Source organism: Sporosarcina ureae, from assembly GCF_029267015.1.
In the GTDB taxonomy this organism is placed as follows: Bacteria; Bacillota; Bacilli; order Bacillales_A; family Planococcaceae; genus Sporosarcina; species Sporosarcina ureae_D.
The window spans coordinates 1-19,148 of record NZ_JARIEA010000072.1; the positions used below are offsets into that span (position 1 = coordinate 1).

Annotated in this window: 20 protein-coding genes; 4 read left to right on the forward strand and 16 right to left on the reverse strand. The window is 43.9% G+C overall.

All coding sequences use genetic code 11. The features are described from left to right. Nucleotides 1-251 precede the first annotated feature (251 nt). The gene (acnA, locus tag Q7P97_RS12595) at nt 252-2,966 is read right to left on the reverse strand and encodes an aconitate hydratase AcnA (protein ID WP_303969512.1); all 2,715 of its coding nucleotides are present in this window, start codon (nt 2,964-2,966) and stop codon (nt 252-254) included. Between the two features lie 356 nt (nt 2,967-3,322). Here acnA and Q7P97_RS12600 point away from each other — a divergent pair, with 356 nt between their 5' ends. Next, nucleotides 3,323-3,871, forward strand: a complete 549-nt coding sequence (locus tag Q7P97_RS12600) for a cysteine hydrolase family protein (RefSeq protein WP_303969514.1) — start codon at nt 3,323-3,325, stop codon at nt 3,869-3,871. A 139-nt stretch (nt 3,872-4,010) separates the two neighbouring features. After that, the gene (locus tag Q7P97_RS12605) at nt 4,011-4,265 is read left to right on the forward strand and encodes a GlsB/YeaQ/YmgE family stress response membrane protein (protein ID WP_303969516.1); all 255 of its coding nucleotides are present in this window, start codon (nt 4,011-4,013) and stop codon (nt 4,263-4,265) included. 327 nt (nt 4,266-4,592) lie between these two features. Here the strand turns inward: Q7P97_RS12605 and Q7P97_RS12610 are convergent, their stop codons facing one another. The 5 genes from Q7P97_RS12610 to Q7P97_RS12630 all read right to left on the reverse strand — a co-directional run bounded on the left by Q7P97_RS12610 (nt 4,593) and on the right by Q7P97_RS12630 (nt 6,666). Next, the gene (locus Q7P97_RS12610; RefSeq protein ID WP_303969518.1) at nt 4,593-5,297 is read right to left on the reverse strand and encodes a lytic transglycosylase domain-containing protein; all 705 of its coding nucleotides are present in this window, start codon (nt 5,295-5,297) and stop codon (nt 4,593-4,595) included. After that, nucleotides 5,297-5,887: an SCO family protein gene (locus Q7P97_RS12615; protein ID WP_303969520.1), complete on the reverse strand. Its 591-nt coding sequence runs from the start codon at nt 5,885-5,887 to the stop codon at nt 5,297-5,299. Before Q7P97_RS12615 ends, Q7P97_RS12610 begins: the two co-directional genes overlap by 1 nt. Nucleotides 5,888-6,006: 119 nt before the next feature. After that, nucleotides 6,007-6,135: a YvrJ family protein gene (locus Q7P97_RS12620; RefSeq protein WP_085426185.1), complete on the reverse strand. Its 129-nt coding sequence runs from the start codon at nt 6,133-6,135 to the stop codon at nt 6,007-6,009. 67 nt (nt 6,136-6,202) lie between these two features. Continuing rightward, nucleotides 6,203-6,421, reverse strand: coding sequence for a DUF2922 domain-containing protein (locus Q7P97_RS12625; RefSeq protein WP_085426184.1), 219 nt, complete (start codon nt 6,419-6,421; stop codon nt 6,203-6,205). 23 nt (nt 6,422-6,444) lie between these two features. Beyond that, the gene (locus Q7P97_RS12630) at nt 6,445-6,666 is read right to left on the reverse strand and encodes a DUF1659 domain-containing protein (RefSeq protein WP_099692883.1); all 222 of its coding nucleotides are present in this window, start codon (nt 6,664-6,666) and stop codon (nt 6,445-6,447) included. Between the two features lie 133 nt (nt 6,667-6,799). On the opposite strand from Q7P97_RS12630, the gene Q7P97_RS12635 reads away from it, so the two are divergent. Beyond that, nucleotides 6,800-7,210: a DUF2621 domain-containing protein gene (locus Q7P97_RS12635; protein ID WP_085133516.1), complete on the forward strand. Its 411-nt coding sequence runs from the start codon at nt 6,800-6,802 to the stop codon at nt 7,208-7,210. 612 nt (nt 7,211-7,822) lie between these two features. Here Q7P97_RS12635 and Q7P97_RS12640 read toward each other — a convergent pair. The 8 genes from Q7P97_RS12640 to Q7P97_RS12675 form a co-directional block, all read right to left on the reverse strand. Next, complete coding sequence (locus Q7P97_RS12640) at nt 7,823-8,362, reverse strand: CcdC family protein (protein WP_303969523.1); 540 nt, start codon at nt 8,360-8,362, stop codon at nt 7,823-7,825. Beyond that, nucleotides 8,355-8,684 carry a thioredoxin family protein gene (locus Q7P97_RS12645; protein WP_303969525.1) on the reverse strand — a complete coding sequence of 110 codons (330 nt, stop codon included), beginning with the start codon at nt 8,682-8,684 and terminating at the stop codon, nt 8,355-8,357. The genes Q7P97_RS12640 and Q7P97_RS12645 overlap by 8 nt, the downstream gene beginning before the upstream one ends. A 31-nt stretch (nt 8,685-8,715) precedes the next feature. Continuing rightward, entirely contained in the window at nt 8,716-9,426 is a 711-nt protein-coding gene (locus tag Q7P97_RS12650) for a cytochrome c biogenesis CcdA family protein (protein WP_099692884.1), read from the reverse strand. Nucleotides 9,427-9,556: 130 nt separating this feature from the next. Then, nucleotides 9,557-11,329, reverse strand: coding sequence for an ABC transporter ATP-binding protein (locus Q7P97_RS12655; protein WP_303969528.1), 1,773 nt, complete (start codon nt 11,327-11,329; stop codon nt 9,557-9,559). Then, nucleotides 11,322-13,082, reverse strand: coding sequence for an ABC transporter ATP-binding protein (locus Q7P97_RS12660; RefSeq protein ID WP_303969530.1), 1,761 nt, complete (start codon nt 13,080-13,082; stop codon nt 11,322-11,324). Before Q7P97_RS12660 ends, Q7P97_RS12655 begins: the two co-directional genes overlap by 8 nt. A gap of 172 nt (nt 13,083-13,254) precedes the next feature. Further along, nucleotides 13,255-14,505: a Y-family DNA polymerase gene (locus Q7P97_RS12665; RefSeq protein WP_303969532.1), complete on the reverse strand. Its 1,251-nt coding sequence runs from the start codon at nt 14,503-14,505 to the stop codon at nt 13,255-13,257. A gap of 201 nt (nt 14,506-14,706) precedes the next feature. Beyond that, nucleotides 14,707-15,120 (reverse strand): pyridoxamine 5'-phosphate oxidase family protein, encoded by a 414-nt coding sequence (locus tag Q7P97_RS12670; RefSeq protein WP_303969534.1) that lies wholly within the window; start codon nt 15,118-15,120, stop codon nt 14,707-14,709. A gap of 79 nt (nt 15,121-15,199) precedes the next feature. Beyond that, nucleotides 15,200-15,952: a DUF2087 domain-containing protein gene (locus Q7P97_RS12675; protein WP_303969535.1), complete on the reverse strand. Its 753-nt coding sequence runs from the start codon at nt 15,950-15,952 to the stop codon at nt 15,200-15,202. Between the two features lie 220 nt (nt 15,953-16,172). Between Q7P97_RS12675 and Q7P97_RS12680 the strand changes: the two genes are divergently transcribed. Beyond that, entirely contained in the window at nt 16,173-16,952 is a 780-nt protein-coding gene (locus Q7P97_RS12680) for an NRDE family protein (protein WP_303969537.1), read from the forward strand. Nucleotides 16,953-17,004: 52 nt separating this feature from the next. Here the strand turns inward: Q7P97_RS12680 and Q7P97_RS12685 are convergent, their stop codons facing one another. Beyond that, nucleotides 17,005-17,460 carry a helix-turn-helix transcriptional regulator gene (locus Q7P97_RS12685; RefSeq protein ID WP_303969539.1) on the reverse strand — a complete coding sequence of 152 codons (456 nt, stop codon included), beginning with the start codon at nt 17,458-17,460 and terminating at the stop codon, nt 17,005-17,007. Between the two features lie 192 nt (nt 17,461-17,652). Further along, the gene (locus tag Q7P97_RS12690; protein ID WP_303969541.1) at nt 17,653-19,107 is read right to left on the reverse strand and encodes a carbon starvation CstA family protein; all 1,455 of its coding nucleotides are present in this window, start codon (nt 19,105-19,107) and stop codon (nt 17,653-17,655) included. Between the last annotated feature and the right edge of the window lie 41 nt (nt 19,108-19,148).

Genomic DNA, 19,148 nt, shown 5'->3' on the forward strand with positions numbered 1-19,148 from the left:
AAGCATGTCAAAATGATGGTTGATAGACATATAAAGAACTCCTTTCAAAAATGATGGTATGTATCTTTACCATCTTTTTGAAAGAAGTACACCTATTTCTTAAGTTGACAGCTATGGGCTCAAGCCACGCCCACAGGAAAGCGTCCGCCTGGAACGTCGATCAACGGGTGCTGCCACGTTACGCCCTCACTAAGCCAATGAAAACGCAAAAAAGATGCCCGGCTAAGCCGGGCACCCTCATCTATTTCTTATTACTTAGCTGCTAATTTATTACGTAGAACCATTTGAAGGATTCCGCCGTGACGGTAGTAGTCCACTTCAACTTCAGAGTCGAAACGTGCTAGTACTTCAAATTCAGTTTCCTTGCCGTCTGGAGCTTTCGCTGTAACTTTAAGGATTGAACGTGGTTTTACGCCTTCAGCGATATTAACACAGATTTCTTCTTCACCAGTTAAGCCTAGAGACTCAACGTTTTCACCATTGATGAACTGAAGTGGAAGTACACCCATCATCACTAGGTTAGAACGGTGAATACGCTCGAAGCTTTCTACGATAACTGTTTTGATACCAAGCAAGTTTGTACCTTTTGCTGCCCAGTCACGTGAAGAACCCATTCCGTAGTCTTTACCACCAAGGATAGCTAGACCCGTACCGTCTTCTTGATACTTCATAGCTGCATCATAGATTGGCATAACTTCTTTGTTTGGCCAGTACGTAGTGAATCCACCTTCAGTGCCAGCTGCGATTTGGTTACGAATACGAATGTTCGCAAACGTTCCGCGCATCATAACTTCATGGTTACCACGACGTGAACCGTACGAGTTGAAGTTACGTGGCTCTACGCCATTTTCACGCAAGTAGATTCCAGCAGGTGTGTTCAAACCGATAGCGCCAGCAGGTGAAATGTGGTCAGTCGTGATAGAATCACCGAACTTACCGATTACACGCAAGCCTTTAAGCTGCTCGATGTCCGCAGGTTCTTTCGAAAGGTTTTCGAAGAACGGTGGGTTTTGAATATATGTTGAAGACTCATCGAAATCGTATAGAGAATCGTCAGTCGTTTCAATTGCGTTCCATGCTTCGTTTTCAGTGAATACGCGAGCATATTCTTTACGGAACAATTCAGGTGTAACTGTAGCGTTCAATACATCGTTGACTTCTTGTGTAGAAGGCCAGATGTCCTTGAAGAATACTTCATTACCGTCTTTGTCCGTTCCGATTGGATCTTTTGCGAAGTCAATGTTCACTGTTCCAGCTAGTGCGTATGCCACAACTAGTGGAGGTGAAGCCAAGTAGTTCGCTTTAACGAATGGGTGTACGCGGCCTTCAAAGTTACGGTTACCTGAAAGGACAGATGTAACTAGAAGATCTTCGTCGCCAATTGTTTTTTCGATCTCTGGAAGCAATGGACCTGAGTTACCGATACATGTAGTACATCCGTAACCAACTGTGTTGAATCCGATTTGATCCATGTAATCAGATAGACCTGATTCGTTCAAGTAGCCAGTAACAACTTTTGAACCTGGCGCCAATGAAGTTTTAACGTATGCAGGAGGTGTAAGTCCTTTTTCGACAGCCTTCTTCGCAACCAATCCAGCCGCTAGCATTACGTAAGGGTTAGATGTGTTTGTACAAGAAGTGATAGCTGCGATCGCAACGTCACCCGTTTTAAGCTCAACTTTACGTCCGTCTTCGAACTTAATTGTGCCTTTTTTCTCAAGCTCTTTTGGTGTTAAGCCAAAGCCTTGTGTTCCTTCTGGAGCTACAACTGCGTCTTTGAAAGACTGTTGCATTTCAGTCAATGGAATCAAGTCTTGTGGGCGTTTTGGACCTGAAAGGTTTGCAGCGATATCGCTAAGGTTGATTTCTACAACTTTAGTGAATGTAGGCTCTTCCTTTTCAGGAGTGAAGAACATATCGTTTTCGATCAAGTATTGCTTCACTACTGCAATGTGTTCTTCGTCGCGGCCTGTTAAGCGCATGTAGTTAAGTGACTCTTCGTCAACCGGGAAGAATCCACAAGTAGCACCATATTCAGGCGCCATGTTTGCGATTGTCGCACGGTCAGCAAGTGGCAATTTAGAAACGCCAGGGCCGAAGAACTCAACAAATTTACCTACAACACCTTGTGCACGAAGGATTTGAGTTACTTTAAGCGCTAAGTCAGTTGCAGTTGTTCCGTCTGGAAGATCTCCAACCAATTTTACACCGATAACTTCTGGAATTGGGAAGTATGAAGGTTGTCCTAGCATTCCTGCTTCAGCTTCGATACCACCAACACCCCATCCAAGTACGCCGATACCGTTGATCATAGTTGTGTGGGAGTCCGTTCCAACTAATGTATCTGGGTATGTTTCGAATGATCCATCTTCGTTTTCAACAGCGTGAACAACGTTTGCAAGATATTCAAGGTTTACTTGGTGAACGATACCTGTAGCAGGTGGTACTGCACGGTAGTTATCATATGCTTTTTGTGCCCAGCTTAGGAACTGGTAACGCTCAGCATTACGTTCGAATTCAAGTTCCATGTTCATTTGTAGAGCTTGTGGCGTACCATAGCTATCTACTTGTACCGAGTGGTCAATTACTAGGTCCACTGGAATTTCAGGGTTGATCTCGTTTGGATCTCCACCTAGTTCATTCATTGCAGAACGCAATGAAGCCAAGTCTACTACAACAGGAACTCCTGTGAAGTCTTGTAGGATTACGCGTGAAGGTTTGAATGGAACTTCAGCGTCTGCGTTTTGTACAGTGCCCCATTTAGCTAAATCTTCAACATGGTCGTCCTTGATTACGTATCCGTCGTGTTGACGAAGTACTGATTCTAGTAATACTCTTACAGAATAAGGAAGTTTAGATACTTTTGTTAGTCCTGCTTCTTCTAAAGCTTTCAAACGGTAGTAGTTATACGTCTTGTCGTTTACTGTGAAAGACTGACGGCTATTATGCAAGTTGCTTTTTGCCATTTTTTTGTTTCCTCCCTTTATGTACTGAAAGATGAAAAGTGCACATCTTTCCTCTACTCCATCTTAGTATATCAAAGAACAATAGTAAAATACATATAATTTATCTGTACACATAAGAAAAACTTATGACTAATCGAAATATCGTTAAGAATTCTCAATTAGCTAATATGATTCTCAAATAGCTTGCTATTTTTCGATAAAAACAGCAAAAATTACATTTACTTCCTATATGAAATGTTAGAATAGTTTTTATTTATTTATAGCTTTTTAGAAAATAATTGCTGTTACGGTGTCTTTACATATGTTTAGACATCAAGCCGCCACTATGACAAAATAAAGAAAAGGAGTGGATTTGTATGAACAGAGCTTTGCTAGTAGTAGATTACACAGTCGATTTCGTTGCACAAGATGGTGCACTCACTTGCGGTGATCCAGGTATCGCGCTTGAAGAGTATATTGTCGATATTACAAAAGAGTATGTCGAACAGAAGCTTCCGGTATTCGTCATCAATGACCTGCATGAAGTAGACGATCCTTACCATCCTGAAAGTGCACTATTCCCTCCTCATAATATCCGAGGTACTGAAGGCCGCCACTTATATGGTAAATTACATGATCTCTATACGAAGCATTCAGACGATATTATGTGGATGGACAAAACACGTTATAGCGCATTTGCTGGAACGAACCTCGATATCCAATTGCGTTCACGCGGAATAACCGAAATTCATCTCATGGGTGTCTGTACGGATATTTGTATTTTACATACCGCTGTCGATGCGTACAACCTCGGTTACACGATAGTTGTTCATGAAGGAGGCGTCGCAAGTTTTAATCCTGCAGGTCACGAATGGGCGCTTTCGCACTTCCAAAACACACTAGGCGCAACGGTTATCGCCAAGTAAACCTATCATCAGTTCAGCAGGTAATTTCACCTGTCTGAACTTTTTTTATCGAAAAATGTTTGATGTATGAAAAAGTCGGTAATACAAAGACTAAGCGAGAGCTACATAACGTTACATACTAAAAAAGGAGATGAGCAACATGAGCTTTTTATGGTTCTTAATTATCGGAGGTATCATTGGTTGGTTAGCTGGACTTATTGTAGGTAGAGATATTCCCGGCGGTATTATTGGTAACATCATTGCAGGTATTGTAGGTGCATGGGTTGGTGGTGCACTATTAGGAGAATGGGGTCCACAGATCTCTAGTTTCTATTTCGTACCCGCTTTAATCGGTGCGATTGTACTTGTATTCATCGTAAGCTTGATTATGAAGAGTATGCGCAAAGCATCATAATTTACACATCAAACGTGAAGTCACCTTTTGGGTGGGCTTCACGTTTTTTTGTGTTTTTAGCAGAAGGTGACGTTGATCGACTTCGCGTCATGGATGTAAAAGCAATCGCTTGGATCGTTATAATGCTGCAGGCGATCATAGATTCACCTAAGCGCTCTTAGAATCCCATAACCGCTCTATGGCACGCGATTTTCGCTCTATCCTCCCCGCCAACCGCTCTATCTGGCTACGCGAGTGCTCTATCAGCTTCCGTAACCGCTCATAGACCCACTCATTTCTCCATAATAAAACGCAGAGCCACCGAAGTTCGGTTGTTGGCTCTGCGTTTTATTTTTTCACTTGTTTTTCTGATGCTTGGCGCTGCTCCTCGAACTCATGGTAGTACCATAAGACATCTTCTACATATTGATCACTGCGGTTGTAGTTGAACACCGCTTTTTCTATATTGCCGTCAGCCGCGCCGCTATCCGACAGATAATGCGCTGCGCTGAAGATGGCGTCTTCTATGTCGAACGGATCGGCTATTCCGTCACCGTTCGCATCGACGCCATAGCCACCGTACTCCTTGATTACTGCTGGATCGATCTTGTCCCGTTCAGGTATATCTCCCTTGCCTAACTCCTTACAGCCGGGATAATCCCAGCCGACGAAGGTGCATGGCATGAACTGCATCGGTCCTTCTGCCCCAACCGGTGAGACGTCGGTTTTCATCGTGGAAAACCTGGTTTCTATACGGTGATGCGCCGCAAGCAATGTCCAAGGAATATTGTATTTTTCAGCTGCCGCGATATAGATTGGAATAAATTCCTGTGGGACCGGTTCTCCCGTTTTGCGGTCTTGAATATGAAATAACGCCGTAGCCGTTTCTGCAATCGTGTCGTGTTTTCCGAAATTCACCCAAAGAATGGCGGAAATCGTAAAGAGTGTGACAGCAACAGGAACTAATAAAACCAAAAAAGCGACCATAACGCGTCCCGATCGACTAAGCCTCTTCTTCTTTAATTTCTTCATTGCCTCACCCCTTCCGTTCATCACTTGCCTTCTTTGATGAGTGCTTTAATGTCTTTTACGATTGTATCATATTGTACGTCTTCGTTCCCACCATATAATTTTACCACTTCATTGTTTTGATTGACCAATCCAAATGAAACGCCATGGAGTACTTGATCATCGTTCGGAATTTGCTTTACTAATTGCTTAAACGATGAAGCTGCTAATTTTTCAATCGTTTTCATATCGTATCCTGTCAGCATTTGCCATTTACTTTCATCTGGCGCACTGAACAAGTCAAGATACTTTCCGAGTTCTTCCGGTGTATCTACGTCTGGATCTACACTGAATGACACAATGTTGTAATCCTCGATCTTATTGTCAATTAATTTTTCCTGTAATGTGACCATGTTGCTCATCATAGGCGGGCAAACGGTTGTACACTTCGTGAAGACGAATTGTGCCAGCCATACGGAGCCTTCCAAATCTTTATCGGTTACTGTTTCATTGTTCTGATTGGTAAACTCAAACGAATCCACCTTGTATTTATGATCTGGTTTAAATCCGCCACCACATGCACCCAACATCAGCACGAAGATCAATGTTACGGGTATTAAAAACTTTTTATACATATTCGATTCCTCCACCTTTAACTAATGACTTTATCATAACGAAAGTTCACAAGTCATACAAGGTGAAGGTGTCTTCCATTTTGGCTAAACCATGGCGGATTCATGAAGTTCCTATGAAGTTATCGGTTTTTGATATCTGAGAGAACGCCATGGATCGCTTCCAATTTGACTTCCAAACGATGTAACAGATAGAACGATACGAAAATCGGGAATCCGACATCTTGTATAAGCTGTAACCAGTTCTCCATTGTCCACTCCTCCTTTCATTCAATAAAAAAGCCGGCTTCCAGTACGAGACTGAAAACCGGCAGCGTGTTATCGATTAACGAGCATTTCTGTATCGCGCGCTATGATACGCGCACTTTTGATTTTGGCGAGCGGGGATTCTTCGATGACGAAGATGTTGTTTGCGATCACTTGTTGCATAACGGCTTCCACTTGCGCCTCCGTAATACCTGTGTACGGTTCGTCTACCGTTAACTTTACCGGTTTATTCGCCGCGGTTAAGAATGTCAATTCCAATACTTTTGCCATGAGCGTTCTCCTCCTTTACGTTTTTATTTATGAAGATCTTCTGTTACCACTTTCTCTAGCTGAATTAATGGATAGCTAGATAATGATGCAAGTTGTGTCAAAGCGGTGTACATATTCGCCGGTGTCGCGTCGTCGTTGATGAATTTGTACGTTTTAATCTTGCGAATGAAGTGACCTTTCTCGTTTACGCCTGCGTTAAAGTGAACCTTTGCCGTAGCCTGGCTGAATTCTAGTCCTGCTGCCATGTCTATCACCTCCTTTCATACGCTATATAGAGACAAATGACGAAAAGGATACGTTAGTAGTGAAATATTTCTCAATTGCTTTTATAATGGAAGATAGAATGGAAGAGGTGAAAAAACCGTGCCAGACCTATTTATGTGGTTTATTATATTTTGGGGTATTGTGATGATCGGCTTATTCGCTATCGGCGGATTCTTCATGTTCCGTAAGTTCTTGAAAGTATTGCCGAAAGAAGACGGAAAATCGACGTTGGATTGGGAAGAGCATTATGTCAACGAGTCGTTGCATTTATGGAATGACGAAGCGAAAAGTATGCTCAACGAACTGGTTACGCCAGTGCCGGAGTTGTTCCGTGATGTGGCGAAGCAGAAGATCGGTGCCAAGATCGGCGAGATTGCGTTAGAAGACCGTGCCAAAACTATTGAATTTGATCATATTATCAAGGGCTATATTCTGGCTACACCGAAGCGCGACCATAATTTCTTGCGCAAGAAGCTCAAGCAAATGGAAATTGATATTCAGCCTTACGAGCACTTATTTACGTGAGTATGCAAAAACAGGACGTCTCTATTGATGAGGCGTCCTGTTTTTTGTCTAGAAATGAAAATAGTAAGGCTTGCATTCGTTTTGGGGAGGGGATTTCCGTTCTGAGCGGACGCTTTCCTGCGGGATGATCTGTATCCACCCACTATAAACGTAAGGATTGCAATGGAAGATTCAGGTGACTACCAAATGCTCAGCCCAACTGGTTGGCTCACTGTGAGCCCTCGGTAAAGCGTCCCATGCCCTAGCCATGATTCACTGAATTTATAAACTTGAACCTAACAAAGTTCAATGAACATTATAGATTACTTACTCTAGCCAGTGTATGATTTAATTTCAACCTACTTTTAAGGTAAGGATGTAAGCGGAAGCTGGTGGCGACTCCTGATGGATCAGCCTGATAGGGTGAGACAACTAAGAGAGCGAAAGCCCTAGCGTAGGACGGCTTTTGCGAGTAAAAGCGAAGCGTTAGGAGCACATGTTTGCAGTAGCGAACAGTTGGCTCACCGCAGGCCCATAGGAAAGCGTCCGCCAGCTGTAGCTTACATCCCATGACGTATCCCCCTAACTTACTGAACTTATGAACTTCAACTCGAAAAGACAAAAAAGAAGCCGTCACAAGGACGACTTCTTCATTTTCATTACCATACTCTTCTCAAGCATCTTATACTTCACCAGCATCCCGATCCGCCATGGCAAAATCATCGAGAACGCCAAGATGAAGAACATGCCGCCGAGCTCGCCGACATCGATCGAGTTACTCAGCACAATTTTACCTACCATGCGAATCACCAGCAAGCTGAGCAGAATAATCAAAAACGCCTTTGACTTCTTCAAATAAATTCCGTCATGCTTGATCTCGAACTTCGTCGTATAAATCAAGAACGTGGAAAATATCACGCCAACTAAACTCGCTTCAACTACTTGCGTCCACGGCACCTGGAACTCGTCGAACAAGAACATGAACATCCCCGTCGACATGAACAGTGGCGGTAAAATAATCTTCTTCGCCTGAATCGGCTTATTCGACGCCTTCGCTCGCATCGTGTAGACAAATGTCGTCATCACGAGAAAGATGATCGTTGAACCGATAATCAAATAGATTGAAGGAATAGTTGTGAAGATATAATCTATCATTTCTTGTATCTTATTCATCTACGTTCCCCCACTGCACTAGCTCATCGAGGCGTCTTTTCAACTCATTCATTGGCACGATTCGTGCGAAACGCGTCAACTCTTTCTGTTCGTTAAATAATAAGACGACCGGCGCAGTAAAGAGTGACAACTGTCCCGCCATTTCTGGAACTTCCGCTGCGTTGACACGATAGAAATCGAAAGGATAGTCGCTTTCGAGTGCTGCCACCTGCGGGTAAAGTCCTTCACAAACGGAACAATTATTGGTCTTCACGAACAATAGAAACTGTGGCGTTTCTTTCCAAATATGTTGCCACTCTTCAAAAGAAGTAATTTCTTTCATACTACACCTCTTTTCTGCTTACCAGACTAAATTAAAATCCTTGGAAATCCCCAAATATCGGGCTTAACAAACTTGTGAAATAGACCATTCCATTGAAGAACAGAATAATACCGAAAATGATCATCAAGTAACCGCCGACTTTGGTAATGGTCATACTGTGTTTGCGAATCCAGCCAATTCTTGTGATGAAGAAGGACAAGAAGAAGAATGGAATAGCAAAGCCTAGTACATACAACATCATATACAACATACTAGATCCTGGATTGGATGCTGCTAGGTATATGATAGCGCCAATAATCGGCCCCATGCACGGCTGCCATCCAGCTGAAAACGCTAGACCGATCAGCGCGGTACCCAGATAACCCGCAGGACGATTCTTAAATTGCAATTTTTTCTCTTTCATCAAGAATTCCGGTTTGAATAATCCAATCGTCATCAATCCAAAGATAATGATGAAAATCGCACCCAGCTGACGAATCAAATCTTGATATTGTAAGAAGATCGATCCGATAAATGATGTACTGAATCCTAAGATAATAAATACAATCGAGAATCCAAGTAAAAAGAACAGCGTATGCAGCATACCTGCACGGCTCATTCCCTTTTTCTTATCCCCGAGGTCATCCAGTGACATGCCGGTGATATACGATATAAAGGCCGGGTATAGTGGTAATACGCATGGAGAAATAAAACTCAGGAAACCTGCTCCAAACGCAAAGAAAATATTAACATCCGTCCCCAACAAAATTCCTCCTTTAACAGTAGGACAAGTAGAATGTCGGCAATCGCCAACATTCCCACTCTATCGTACCAAACAAAAGGCTAGATTACGCTTCATTCGATTGTGAAATCTTTTTGACAATCGTGCGTGCTTAATCTTGCGTACCGTTCTGCAATTCGTACATCGTGTAATACAATCCCTTTTGCGCAAGTAACTCTGCGTGCGTCCCCCGCTCGACAATTTCACCATGGTGGAGTACGAGAATTAATTCTGCATCGGCGATTGTACTCAGACGGTGAGCGATCGCGATCGTCGTACGTCCTTCGCGCATTTTCTCTAGACTCTTTTGAATCGCGACTTCTGTTTCCGTGTCGATATTCGCTGTCGCTTCATCAAGCACGAGCACTTTCGGATTCATCGCAATCGTCCGTGCGAACGCGATCAATTGACGCTGACCACTTGATAATGTCGAGCCGCGTTCTGTCACTTTTTGTTCATAACCGTTCGGCAACTCTCCAATGAAGTGATCGGCTTGGACGAACTCTGCAGCTTCTCGCACATCTTCATCTGTCAACTCTTCGTTATGCAGGCGGATGTTGCTTGCGATATCACCATAAAACATGAACGGATCTTGCAGGACGAGCCCTACTTTCTTCCGCAGTTCTTCTATTGGATACTCTTTTAGCGATACGCCATCAATGAAGATGTCGCCGCGCTCGTATTCATAGAAACGCATGAATAGATTGATAATCGAACTCTTTCCACTCCCTGTATGACCGACAAGTGCGACCGTTTCGCCTGCATTTGCGGTAAAGGAAATGTCTTTTAGTACATCATTTTTACCGTCGTAACTGAACGTTACATTACGGAATTCGATCGTGCCTTCTTGAATCTCCTGTGTAGATGCTGCTTTTTGTTTCGGTTCAATTTCCGGATTATCGATCAACGCGAATACTCGTGACGCGGATACAATCGCTTGTTGGAACATCGACAAACGTTGCATCACTTGATTGATCGGCTGGAATAGACGTCTCAGCAACGTAGTAAACGCATAGATAATCCCGACGTCTACGGCAGATGTAAGAGATGCCGTTCCAAAATAACTAAGTACTGCCACGATGGATAAGGCATACATCAAGTCGATGAATGGCCCAAGCATCAAGCTATCGAAACGAATATTTCGCAGTCCGACGCGGTAATGTCCTTCATTGACTTCAATGAACTCGTCAGACAAGCGCTTCTCCTGGCGAAAGGCTTGAATCATGCCCATACCGGATAAGGACTCGGAGATTTTCGCATTCAACTGACTGAGCCGTTCTCGGATATCTTGATAGAAGTCTGCACTATAATAGCGGTAGACCGATACGAGAATCAGGAATAGCGGCAACAGGATCAACGTATAGAGCGCGAGTTTTCCGTCTAGCGTAAAGAGCGCAATATAGACGCCGACAATTCCGAAGATCGCCTGCATGAATGTAACCGCCACACTGACGAACATCTCTTTGATTGATTCGGTATCATTCGTTACACGTGAAACGATTCCGCCAGCAGGTGTCTGATCGAAGTACCGCAGTCCAAGCTTCTGGACTTTAGAGAATGCATCGATGCGGATTTGCTGGATGATCGCGAGTGCGAGCTCTTGGAATCGCAATGTTTGGAAATACGACCCGACAATATTGACGAGTTGTAGTCCGATGTAGATCAGTGCAATAATCCATACTTCTTTCGCTGGGAAGTTTAGTGGTACGACATAGTCATCGAGAAATCGCTGGATCACTAGAGGTCCAAGAATCGTCGATGTTACCGTCAACAGCAATAATAGAGTCGCGATCAGTGCACTTTTCTTCATTGGCAAGACGTATTTCGCTAGCCGCATGAATGTTTTGAACTGATCCCTGGCGGACATCTTCTGTTTATTATTCATCTGCGCCGCCTCCTTGCTCTACGATCGACTCTAGCTGTTGCAAATCGTACATTTCTTTATACATTCCGTTTTGTGCGATCAAACTTTCATGGTCGCCAACTTCAACGACTTCACCTTCATCGAGAACGATGATCTGATGAGCGTGCTGAATAGCACTTAAGCGGTGCGACGTAATGATAGTCGTCTTACCCGTTCTTTCTTCTTTCAATGAACGAAGAATCGCTTCTTCTGTCCGAGCATCGACGGCGGATAATGAATCATCCAACAATAAAAGCTCTGGATCCATAAGCAACGCACGTGCAATCGACACACGCTGACGCTGACCACCGGATAATGATACGCCACGTTCTCCAACCATCGTCTCGTAACCTTCTTCAAATGTCAGAATATCCTCGTGAATATGCGCGGATTTCGCAGCCGCCACAATTTTCTCTGGATCAATCTTCGGGTTGGTAAAGGCAATATTTTCACCGAGTGTCGTCGAGAACAAGAAATGGTCTTGCGGCACATAACCGATTGCCTGGCGTAAACATTCCTTCTTATACCGCGTGATCGGAATGCCGCCATACGTAATCGTTCCTGTATACCCTTCGAATTCTCGCATTAATAACTTGAGAATTGCGGTTTTCCCTGAGCCGGTCTTTCCGATAATGCCAAGTGTTTCCCCTTGCTTGATCGTAAAGTGTAAATTGCGCAGCGATGCCCGCTTATCATCTGGGAACGAGAACGTATCAAGAGCGAAAACGATATCTCCGTGCGGTAATTGACTCACCGCATTCGGACGATCTTGAATACCTTGCTCAACCGAAAGTAAATCTTGAATTCGGCTGTACGACGCATTTCCTCGTTCAACGATATTGAACAAGAAACCAATCGCCAACATCGGCCATGTCAGAAGCCCTAAATAAGAAGTGAACGCGACCAAATCACCGATCGACAATTCACCCGACATAATAAAACGAGTCCCGAAATAAAAGGATAGGACGTATGAGATCGCGAAAATTCCGGCAATCGTCGGATCAAACAACGCATCGACTTTCGCCACACGCATGTTTTCCTTGACGACTTGTTCCGAACGTCTCGTGAACGATTCGACATCTTCCTTTTGTTGACCGAACGTCTTTAGCACTTTGATACCTGAAATACTCTCTTGTGCTTTATCGTTCAAATCGGAAAATGCTTCCTGCGCTACGCGGAATCGACTACGTAATAATCGTCCATAATAACTCGTCAGGATGATCATCACGGGAATCGGTACGAGAGCGATCAACGTTAATTTCCAACTAATTGAAAAGCCCATCATGAGGATGACGAATCCACCTGTCGAAATTGAATCGAAAAGTGTCAGAATCCCCGTACCTGCCGTTTGCTGCACTGCGTTGATGTCATTCGTTGCGTGTGCCATCAAATCCCCTACGCGTCGTCGCTGATAAAATGAAGGCGACATACGTGTAAAGTGTATAAACAGCCGTTCACGCATGACGCGCGCGAGATACACAGATGATCCGAAAATCATCACACGCCATACATAACGCAAGACGTACATCAAGACGCCTGCCACAATCAGAATAATCATCCAGCGTGTCAGCATGGCTCCGGTCAGTTCATCTTTCGCCACCGCATCGACAATATAACCGATGATTTTCGGGGGTGCCAATTGCAGTAACGCGACAATCATTAGCGCGGCGATTCCTATACTGTACTGTTTTTTTCTCTCGGAAAAAAACCAGCGTAAATCCAGTAATACTTTCACTGGCTTTCCTCCTTTGATCTGCATTACATCTGTCGCAGTATTTTTATTGGTACTTGCTATTTGATTTTAGCAAAGTTCGTATGATATCGAAAGTTACGGAACTTGAATGTTTCAGTTTCTGAAGTATATCATCCGTACTTCACTAGATTCCTTAGTCCACTTGCTAGTTTCTTCACTTATAATGACCGCCAATTAATTGATTTCTTCTATAGGCTGTACCGCCTGGCGTAACGGAAACCGCGCGAAGAATGGCGGCTGATCCGTACTTCACACGAATTTCATCCATCACTTGACCGATTTTTTGCTGTTTCCAGTTCGAAGGTTCGAATAAACTCAGCTGGAAACTGTCGTTTTCTTCAAGATTCGACAGGTTAACGGAAATATGGCGGACGGGTCTGCCATCATGGAACGTTTCAAACAGTTCTTGGCACACGCGATAAATCGTCAGCGTTTCATTCGTCGCTTCCGGTAGCGTTTTTCGTCGCTGGAAGCCGCCACCTAACGCATGCTTCGAATAGCCAAACGACAACGTAATCGTACGCCCTCTCTTTTTTGCAAGGCGTGCGCGCATCGCGGTATCTTCACACATCTCAAGCAGAACGGCTAATACTTCGTCCGTCGTCGTATAATCGCGCAACAACGTCTGGCCTTTGCCGTAACTCACCTGCCCCTCAATCAATACGGAACCGAGTTCGGAATAATCGATGCCGTGCGCGTGATAATACAATTGATTGCCCATCACGCCGAACTTCTTCTCCAAGTTTTCGAGTGGTGTGTGCGCGAGATCCCCGACCGAATAAACGCCCATGTCTTCAAGCGTTCGCTCCACTCTTCTGCCAATCCCCCACATTTTATGAAGCGGGGCAACTGGCCACAACTTCTCCGGCACGTCTTCATACGTCCAGTGTGCGATCCCTGTTTTTTTCGCTTCCAAATCCAGCGCGAGTTTCGACAGCAACATATTCGGCCCGACGCCGCAAGCCGAACGCAACTCGAATTGTCGGTACAACTCGTCTTGGATCCGGAAAATCAAATTCTCGAGAGGCCCCCAAAGCTTTTCCGTGCCCGTAAAGTCTACAAAACTTTCATCGATACTATACACATGAATCGCTTCTTTTGGCACATAGCGATTCAATAATCTCGTCAACTCCATCGAGACATCTATATAAAACTGCATTTTCGGTTCGATCAAACGAATGCTCGGATCATCGGGAATCTCATACAAACGCATGCCGGTTGTAATGCCAAACTCCTTTTTCAATGGCGGCGAGGCAGCTAACACGACTCCGCCTTTGCGCTCGATATTGCCAACAATCGCAATCGGCACTTTCATTACGTCGAGCCCTTCCATTGCTGCAGCGCAACTCGCGTAGAAGCTACGCATATCAAGACAGGCTATTTTTTTATTCGGTAATGGCTTCATATGGCGTTCACCCCTCAAAAGAACAAGTGTTCTTATATGGAGTATACCCCAATTCGCGTTGTTCAATCAATGGAAATCCGCGGGTTTTGCACATATTTTTGGCTAACTTGCCAGCTACGTAAAAATATCCCGAAAGTGAGAGGTTGACCTCTCACTTTCGGGATATAGTATTTAACTATACTTTAATAGCCATCTCATTATTTACAGGGAAATATCTTCTGGTGGTTGGCCTTTTTTATTCATTAAACGGATCGCTTCCGGTTCGATTTTCAAAATAACCAAATTCAGATCTTCAGGACCGTCAAACCATGCTTTCATATGATCGTTCCAGATTTTTTCCTTCAATGACTCATCATCAGAAATCGTTACATGGCCAGAATATTCCACGTACGCATCGCCGAATCCTTCACCGTCATATCCAAGTAGAATGTGCGTGTGGGGATTATCCTCTAGCTCATCGACCTTTTCCGTTTTCTTATTAGTAGGTGTATACAATGTCAATCCATCACTCATGAATGTCATGTAGCGGCTATACGGCTTGTTGTTGTCCACCGTTGCCATTGTGCCCGTCATACTTTCGTTCAAGATTTTAATCACTGTGTCTTTTGCAGTCATTTACTTCCGCTCCTTTCGCGATTACTCCTAGTCTTCCCACCTGCATAAAATCTAAACCTGAAAACTTTCAAACGGAAGCTCACTTTAGCCAATAGTGATTGCCGTTACGCGTCTGACCGAAATAGCCATATTCAGTTAAATAATTGCGTAATGTAATGAAATCTTCATGAATCGTTGACAGCAGATCGTTCACTTCATGCTTACTGTACGAAATATCTCCATCAAAGCGTTTACTGATTTCCTGGACAATAATACGTCGCTGTTTTTCTGTCGCTGGCATCTCTTTTAACTGACCATCCATTCCATCAGGGAAAAACGTCCGCAGTATCGCTTGCTGATCTTCCTCCGCAACCGAATGATCATCATGAAACAACTGCGATGCTTTATGTGGCGGAATGAAAGCTGGAACGTATTCTTCTCGCTCTCTCAATAACTCCATCATGGCAAGAAACACTTTCGCCTGACGTTCTTTTTCTTTCAACGCAAACCGATGATGCCGAACCGTCGTCGCACTACCGATCTCCAATTCTTCCTGGATATCTTTATCACTTTTCCCTTGATAGAATAAACGCAATAGATCCCCTTGATGATCCGTAATCCCCGACCATTTCTTATCGAGCTCAAGCAAATACGCAAACACCGACTGATGGGAATGTTCGATATGTACATGCATAAATCGCTCTGCTTCATACAACGCATTCTCGTACGGATAAATCACACCTTTTTCCATTTGCTTGCCGCATAACAAACAATCATACGAAGTGTTGCTCTCTATATATCCTTGCTTTAATTCATCCAATGAAGCATCCCAGAACGTTTCAATGATTTCCATGTAGTATGCACTCCTATCACGTTTTTAGTGTATGCAAACAAATACTAGACTTGTTTGCTAATTAACTCTTATGATACCGCGTATAATCCGTAAGTTCAATAGTATTCCAAACAATCGGCTGCTTTGTTTGTTATCGTGTTTATCGCAGTATTTGTACAGTCGCCAAACAAAACTGCCCGTGATACACTAATTCCATACATAACTAAACGAGGTGAGTGACATGTGTTTACTGGCATTCCAATTACAAAGCCATCCGAAGTATAAATTGGTCATGATGGCGAACCGAGACGAAGCGTATCGTCGTCCAACAGCACCAGCAGACTTTTGGAGCGATTACCCAAACATCTTGGCAGGACGCGATTTAGAACAAATGGGTACGTGGCTTGGCGTCAATACAGAAGGAAAAGTCGCCGCATTAACGAACTACCGCGACTTCACACGACCGGAAACAGGCAAGCGTTCGCGCGGCCATATCGTCTCTTCCTATTTACAATCGGATTTGTCCGCACAATCATTTATGGAGCAACTGCATACGAATAAAGACGATTACGCAGGCTGCAACGTGCTCGCTGGATCAGCTGAAGAGATGTTCTATTACTCGAATATTGAGCAATCGATCCAACCTATCACACACGGTACACATGGACTGAGCAATGCATTGCTCGATACACCGTGGCCGAAAGTAGATAAAACGAAAGCGTTGCTCGCGGAATATTTGGAGCAGACTGCGACGATCGATCCTGACGTGTTATTCGCTATGATGCAGCGAGCGGAACGTTTCCCGACTGAACAACTACCTGATACTGGCGTCGGAGAAGATCTCGAAAGCTTGTTGTCTTCTATATTCATTGCGTCGAAAGATTACGGTACACGTTGTACGACTGTGCTGTCGATCGACTGCGACGATCATGTGGAATTCGAAGAGCGCATATATGAAATAGGTGCATTTACAACTGCACAGAAATTTTCATTCAACATCGAAAAACCGACATACTCGTAAAAGAGTACAGTCGGTTTTCTTCTGTTTTTCATAAATTATTTTCATATACTAATTACAATATGTCCATATATTTCTTGAATTCAGCCAACGCTTTTTCTCGGTCTCCTGTACTAAATAACCGCTTATTGTCCGTTCCGATAATGCGGTAATGTCCACCTGCTGTATGCTGTTGTAACTTATATTGCTGCCACTGACCCACTTCCGTCCACCAATTAATCGATGCGCTTGCTGCAGTTTCCCGTGAATGAATCTCTTCATGCACAGCCATTTCAGCTAACTCAATCGGATCTTCACCCATGACTGAGCGCAGCAGAGCACTCTCGCGAAATAGCGCACAAACAACGACCGCTGTAGACCAGCCAATGTCCTGGCGACCTTTCTCCAACTGCACAAGCGTCTTCTTAGAAATCCCCATAATCTCCGCCATCTGATCTTGCGTGTAGTCCATTTCCGTCCGAATTAATTTCAAGCGGGGCGACACCAAGTCTATGACTGTCTGCTTATTCAACGCCATATTCCTCCTTTACACAAAAAAGTGTATATTTACACTATTAGTATCATTGGTTATTTTAATTGTATAAAAGACTCTTATTGTGTAAACTAGCATTCTTTAATTAATAGTGTATCATAACGGAGCGTCTTTATACATCTCCATAAAAAAACCCGCTAAGCCGAAGCTCAACAGGTTGTATTCATTCGTTTAAACAGTTCGTGTGATTTCCCAGCCTGTAATATCTTCTTCGAGTGGAATCTGGGCAGCACGGGCTTTCACTGCGGCATTGAAGAATAGGGCGACGAGGAAGATCGAGATGACGGTTGCACCTATAAGGGCTACGTTCATCGGTAATCCAAATCCAATGGCTGCGTTTAGTATATACGTCGTCGTGGCCATCAGCATGAACGTTCCGGGTATGAGTGCGACCCAGTAGTTCTTGCCAGCAACGAAGAGATACATAGCACCTACGAATAACGCGATGACTGCCGTGGACTGGTTCGCCCAGGAGAAGTAGCGCCATAGAATATTGAAGTCTATACGTGTCAGTGCAATAGAGATAGCGAACATCGGAAGCGCAATCCATAGACGGCTCAAGATTTTCACTTGTGGATATTTAATATAGTCTGCGATAATCATTCGTGCACTACGGAAAGCCGTGTCACCGGATGTGATAGGTAGAATGATGACTCCGAGGATAGCGAGTGTACCACCAACCGCACCCAACATGACAGTGGATACTTCACTAACGATCACTGCGGGTCCGCCAGCTGCAAGTAATTCACTTAATGTAATACCGTTGAACAACGCCATACCAGCTGCTGCCCAGATCATTGCGATAATAGCTTCTGCAATCATCATACCGTAGAAAATTTTGCGACCTTCGCTTTCTTTCTTTGTCGTCCGAGAAATGATCGGAGACTGAGTAGCGTGGAAGCCAGATAATGCGCCGCATGAAATCGTTAAGAATAATAACGGGAAGATCGGAATATTATCCGGATGTAAGTTCGCAAATGTTAATTCCGGAATTGGAACGCCTTTGATGACCATCATGCCACCGATTCCGACCGCACTGATGACAAGTAGTGCACCGAAGATCGGATAGAAGCGACCGATGATTTTATCGATTGGTAATAATGTAGCCAAAATATAATAAAGGAAAATAAGTGCAACGATAATGCCCATTGCCATCCAACCGTTCATCAAGTTGTACAGCAGTCCTGCTGGTGCTGAAACGAATACCGTACCGACCAAGACAAGTAATAATAACGCAAATGCGTTGACGATATGCTTCATAAATTTCCCGAGAAATTTTCCTGCTAGTTCAGGCAAATGTGCGCCTCGGTTTCGGATCGAAATCATACCTGTTAAATAATCATGTACAGCGCCTGCAAAAATCGCGCCGACAACGATCCAGATAAATGCAACCGGGCCATATAACGCACCCATGATCGGTCCGAAAATCGGTCCAACTCCTGCGATATTTAGTAACTGGATCAATGAGTTCTTACTTGTGCTCATCGGCACATAGTCGACTCCGTCTGCGCTTGTATACGCTGGTGTCGCACGGTCTTCCTTAACGCCGAACATTTTGACGATGTACTTACCATACGTAAAGTATCCGACTATTAATAATACGATAGAAAATAAAAATGTAATCATAGCTTCTTTCCCTCCCTTATAGTGATAACGCTTACATTAAC

What these genes read in the sequence shown, in the direction of transcription:
- acnA (WP_303969512.1), bottom strand. Translation starts at nt 2,966, where the DNA reads ATGGCAAAAAGCAACTTGCATAATAGCCGTCAGTCTTTCACAGTAAAC.
- Q7P97_RS12600 (WP_303969514.1), top strand. Translation starts at nt 3,323, where the DNA reads ATGAACAGAGCTTTGCTAGTAGTAGATTACACAGTCGATTTCGTTGCA.
- Q7P97_RS12605 (WP_303969516.1), top strand. Translation starts at nt 4,011, where the DNA reads ATGAGCTTTTTATGGTTCTTAATTATCGGAGGTATCATTGGTTGGTTA.
- Q7P97_RS12610 (WP_303969518.1), bottom strand. Translation starts at nt 5,297, where the DNA reads ATGAACGGAAGGGGTGAGGCAATGAAGAAATTAAAGAAGAAGAGGCTT.
- Q7P97_RS12615 (WP_303969520.1), bottom strand. Translation starts at nt 5,887, where the DNA reads ATGTATAAAAAGTTTTTAATACCCGTAACATTGATCTTCGTGCTGATG.
- Q7P97_RS12620 (WP_085426185.1), bottom strand. Translation starts at nt 6,135, where the DNA reads ATGGAGAACTGGTTACAGCTTATACAAGATGTCGGATTCCCGATTTTC.
- Q7P97_RS12625 (WP_085426184.1), bottom strand. Translation starts at nt 6,421, where the DNA reads ATGGCAAAAGTATTGGAATTGACATTCTTAACCGCGGCGAATAAACCG.
- Q7P97_RS12630 (WP_099692883.1), bottom strand. Translation starts at nt 6,666, where the DNA reads ATGGCAGCAGGACTAGAATTCAGCCAGGCTACGGCAAAGGTTCACTTT.
- Q7P97_RS12635 (WP_085133516.1), top strand. Translation starts at nt 6,800, where the DNA reads ATGTGGTTTATTATATTTTGGGGTATTGTGATGATCGGCTTATTCGCT.
- Q7P97_RS12640 (WP_303969523.1), bottom strand. Translation starts at nt 8,362, where the DNA reads ATGAATAAGATACAAGAAATGATAGATTATATCTTCACAACTATTCCT.
- Q7P97_RS12645 (WP_303969525.1), bottom strand. Translation starts at nt 8,684, where the DNA reads ATGAAAGAAATTACTTCTTTTGAAGAGTGGCAACATATTTGGAAAGAA.
- Q7P97_RS12655 (WP_303969528.1), bottom strand. Translation starts at nt 11,329, where the DNA reads ATGAATAATAAACAGAAGATGTCCGCCAGGGATCAGTTCAAAACATTC.
- Q7P97_RS12665 (WP_303969532.1), bottom strand. Translation starts at nt 14,505, where the DNA reads ATGAAGCCATTACCGAATAAAAAAATAGCCTGTCTTGATATGCGTAGC.
- Q7P97_RS12670 (WP_303969534.1), bottom strand. Translation starts at nt 15,120, where the DNA reads ATGACTGCAAAAGACACAGTGATTAAAATCTTGAACGAAAGTATGACG.
- Q7P97_RS12675 (WP_303969535.1), bottom strand. Translation starts at nt 15,952, where the DNA reads ATGGAAATCATTGAAACGTTCTGGGATGCTTCATTGGATGAATTAAAG.
- Q7P97_RS12680 (WP_303969537.1), top strand. Translation starts at nt 16,173, where the DNA reads ATGTGTTTACTGGCATTCCAATTACAAAGCCATCCGAAGTATAAATTG.
- Q7P97_RS12690 (WP_303969541.1), bottom strand. Translation starts at nt 19,107, where the DNA reads ATGATTACATTTTTATTTTCTATCGTATTATTAATAGTCGGATACTTT.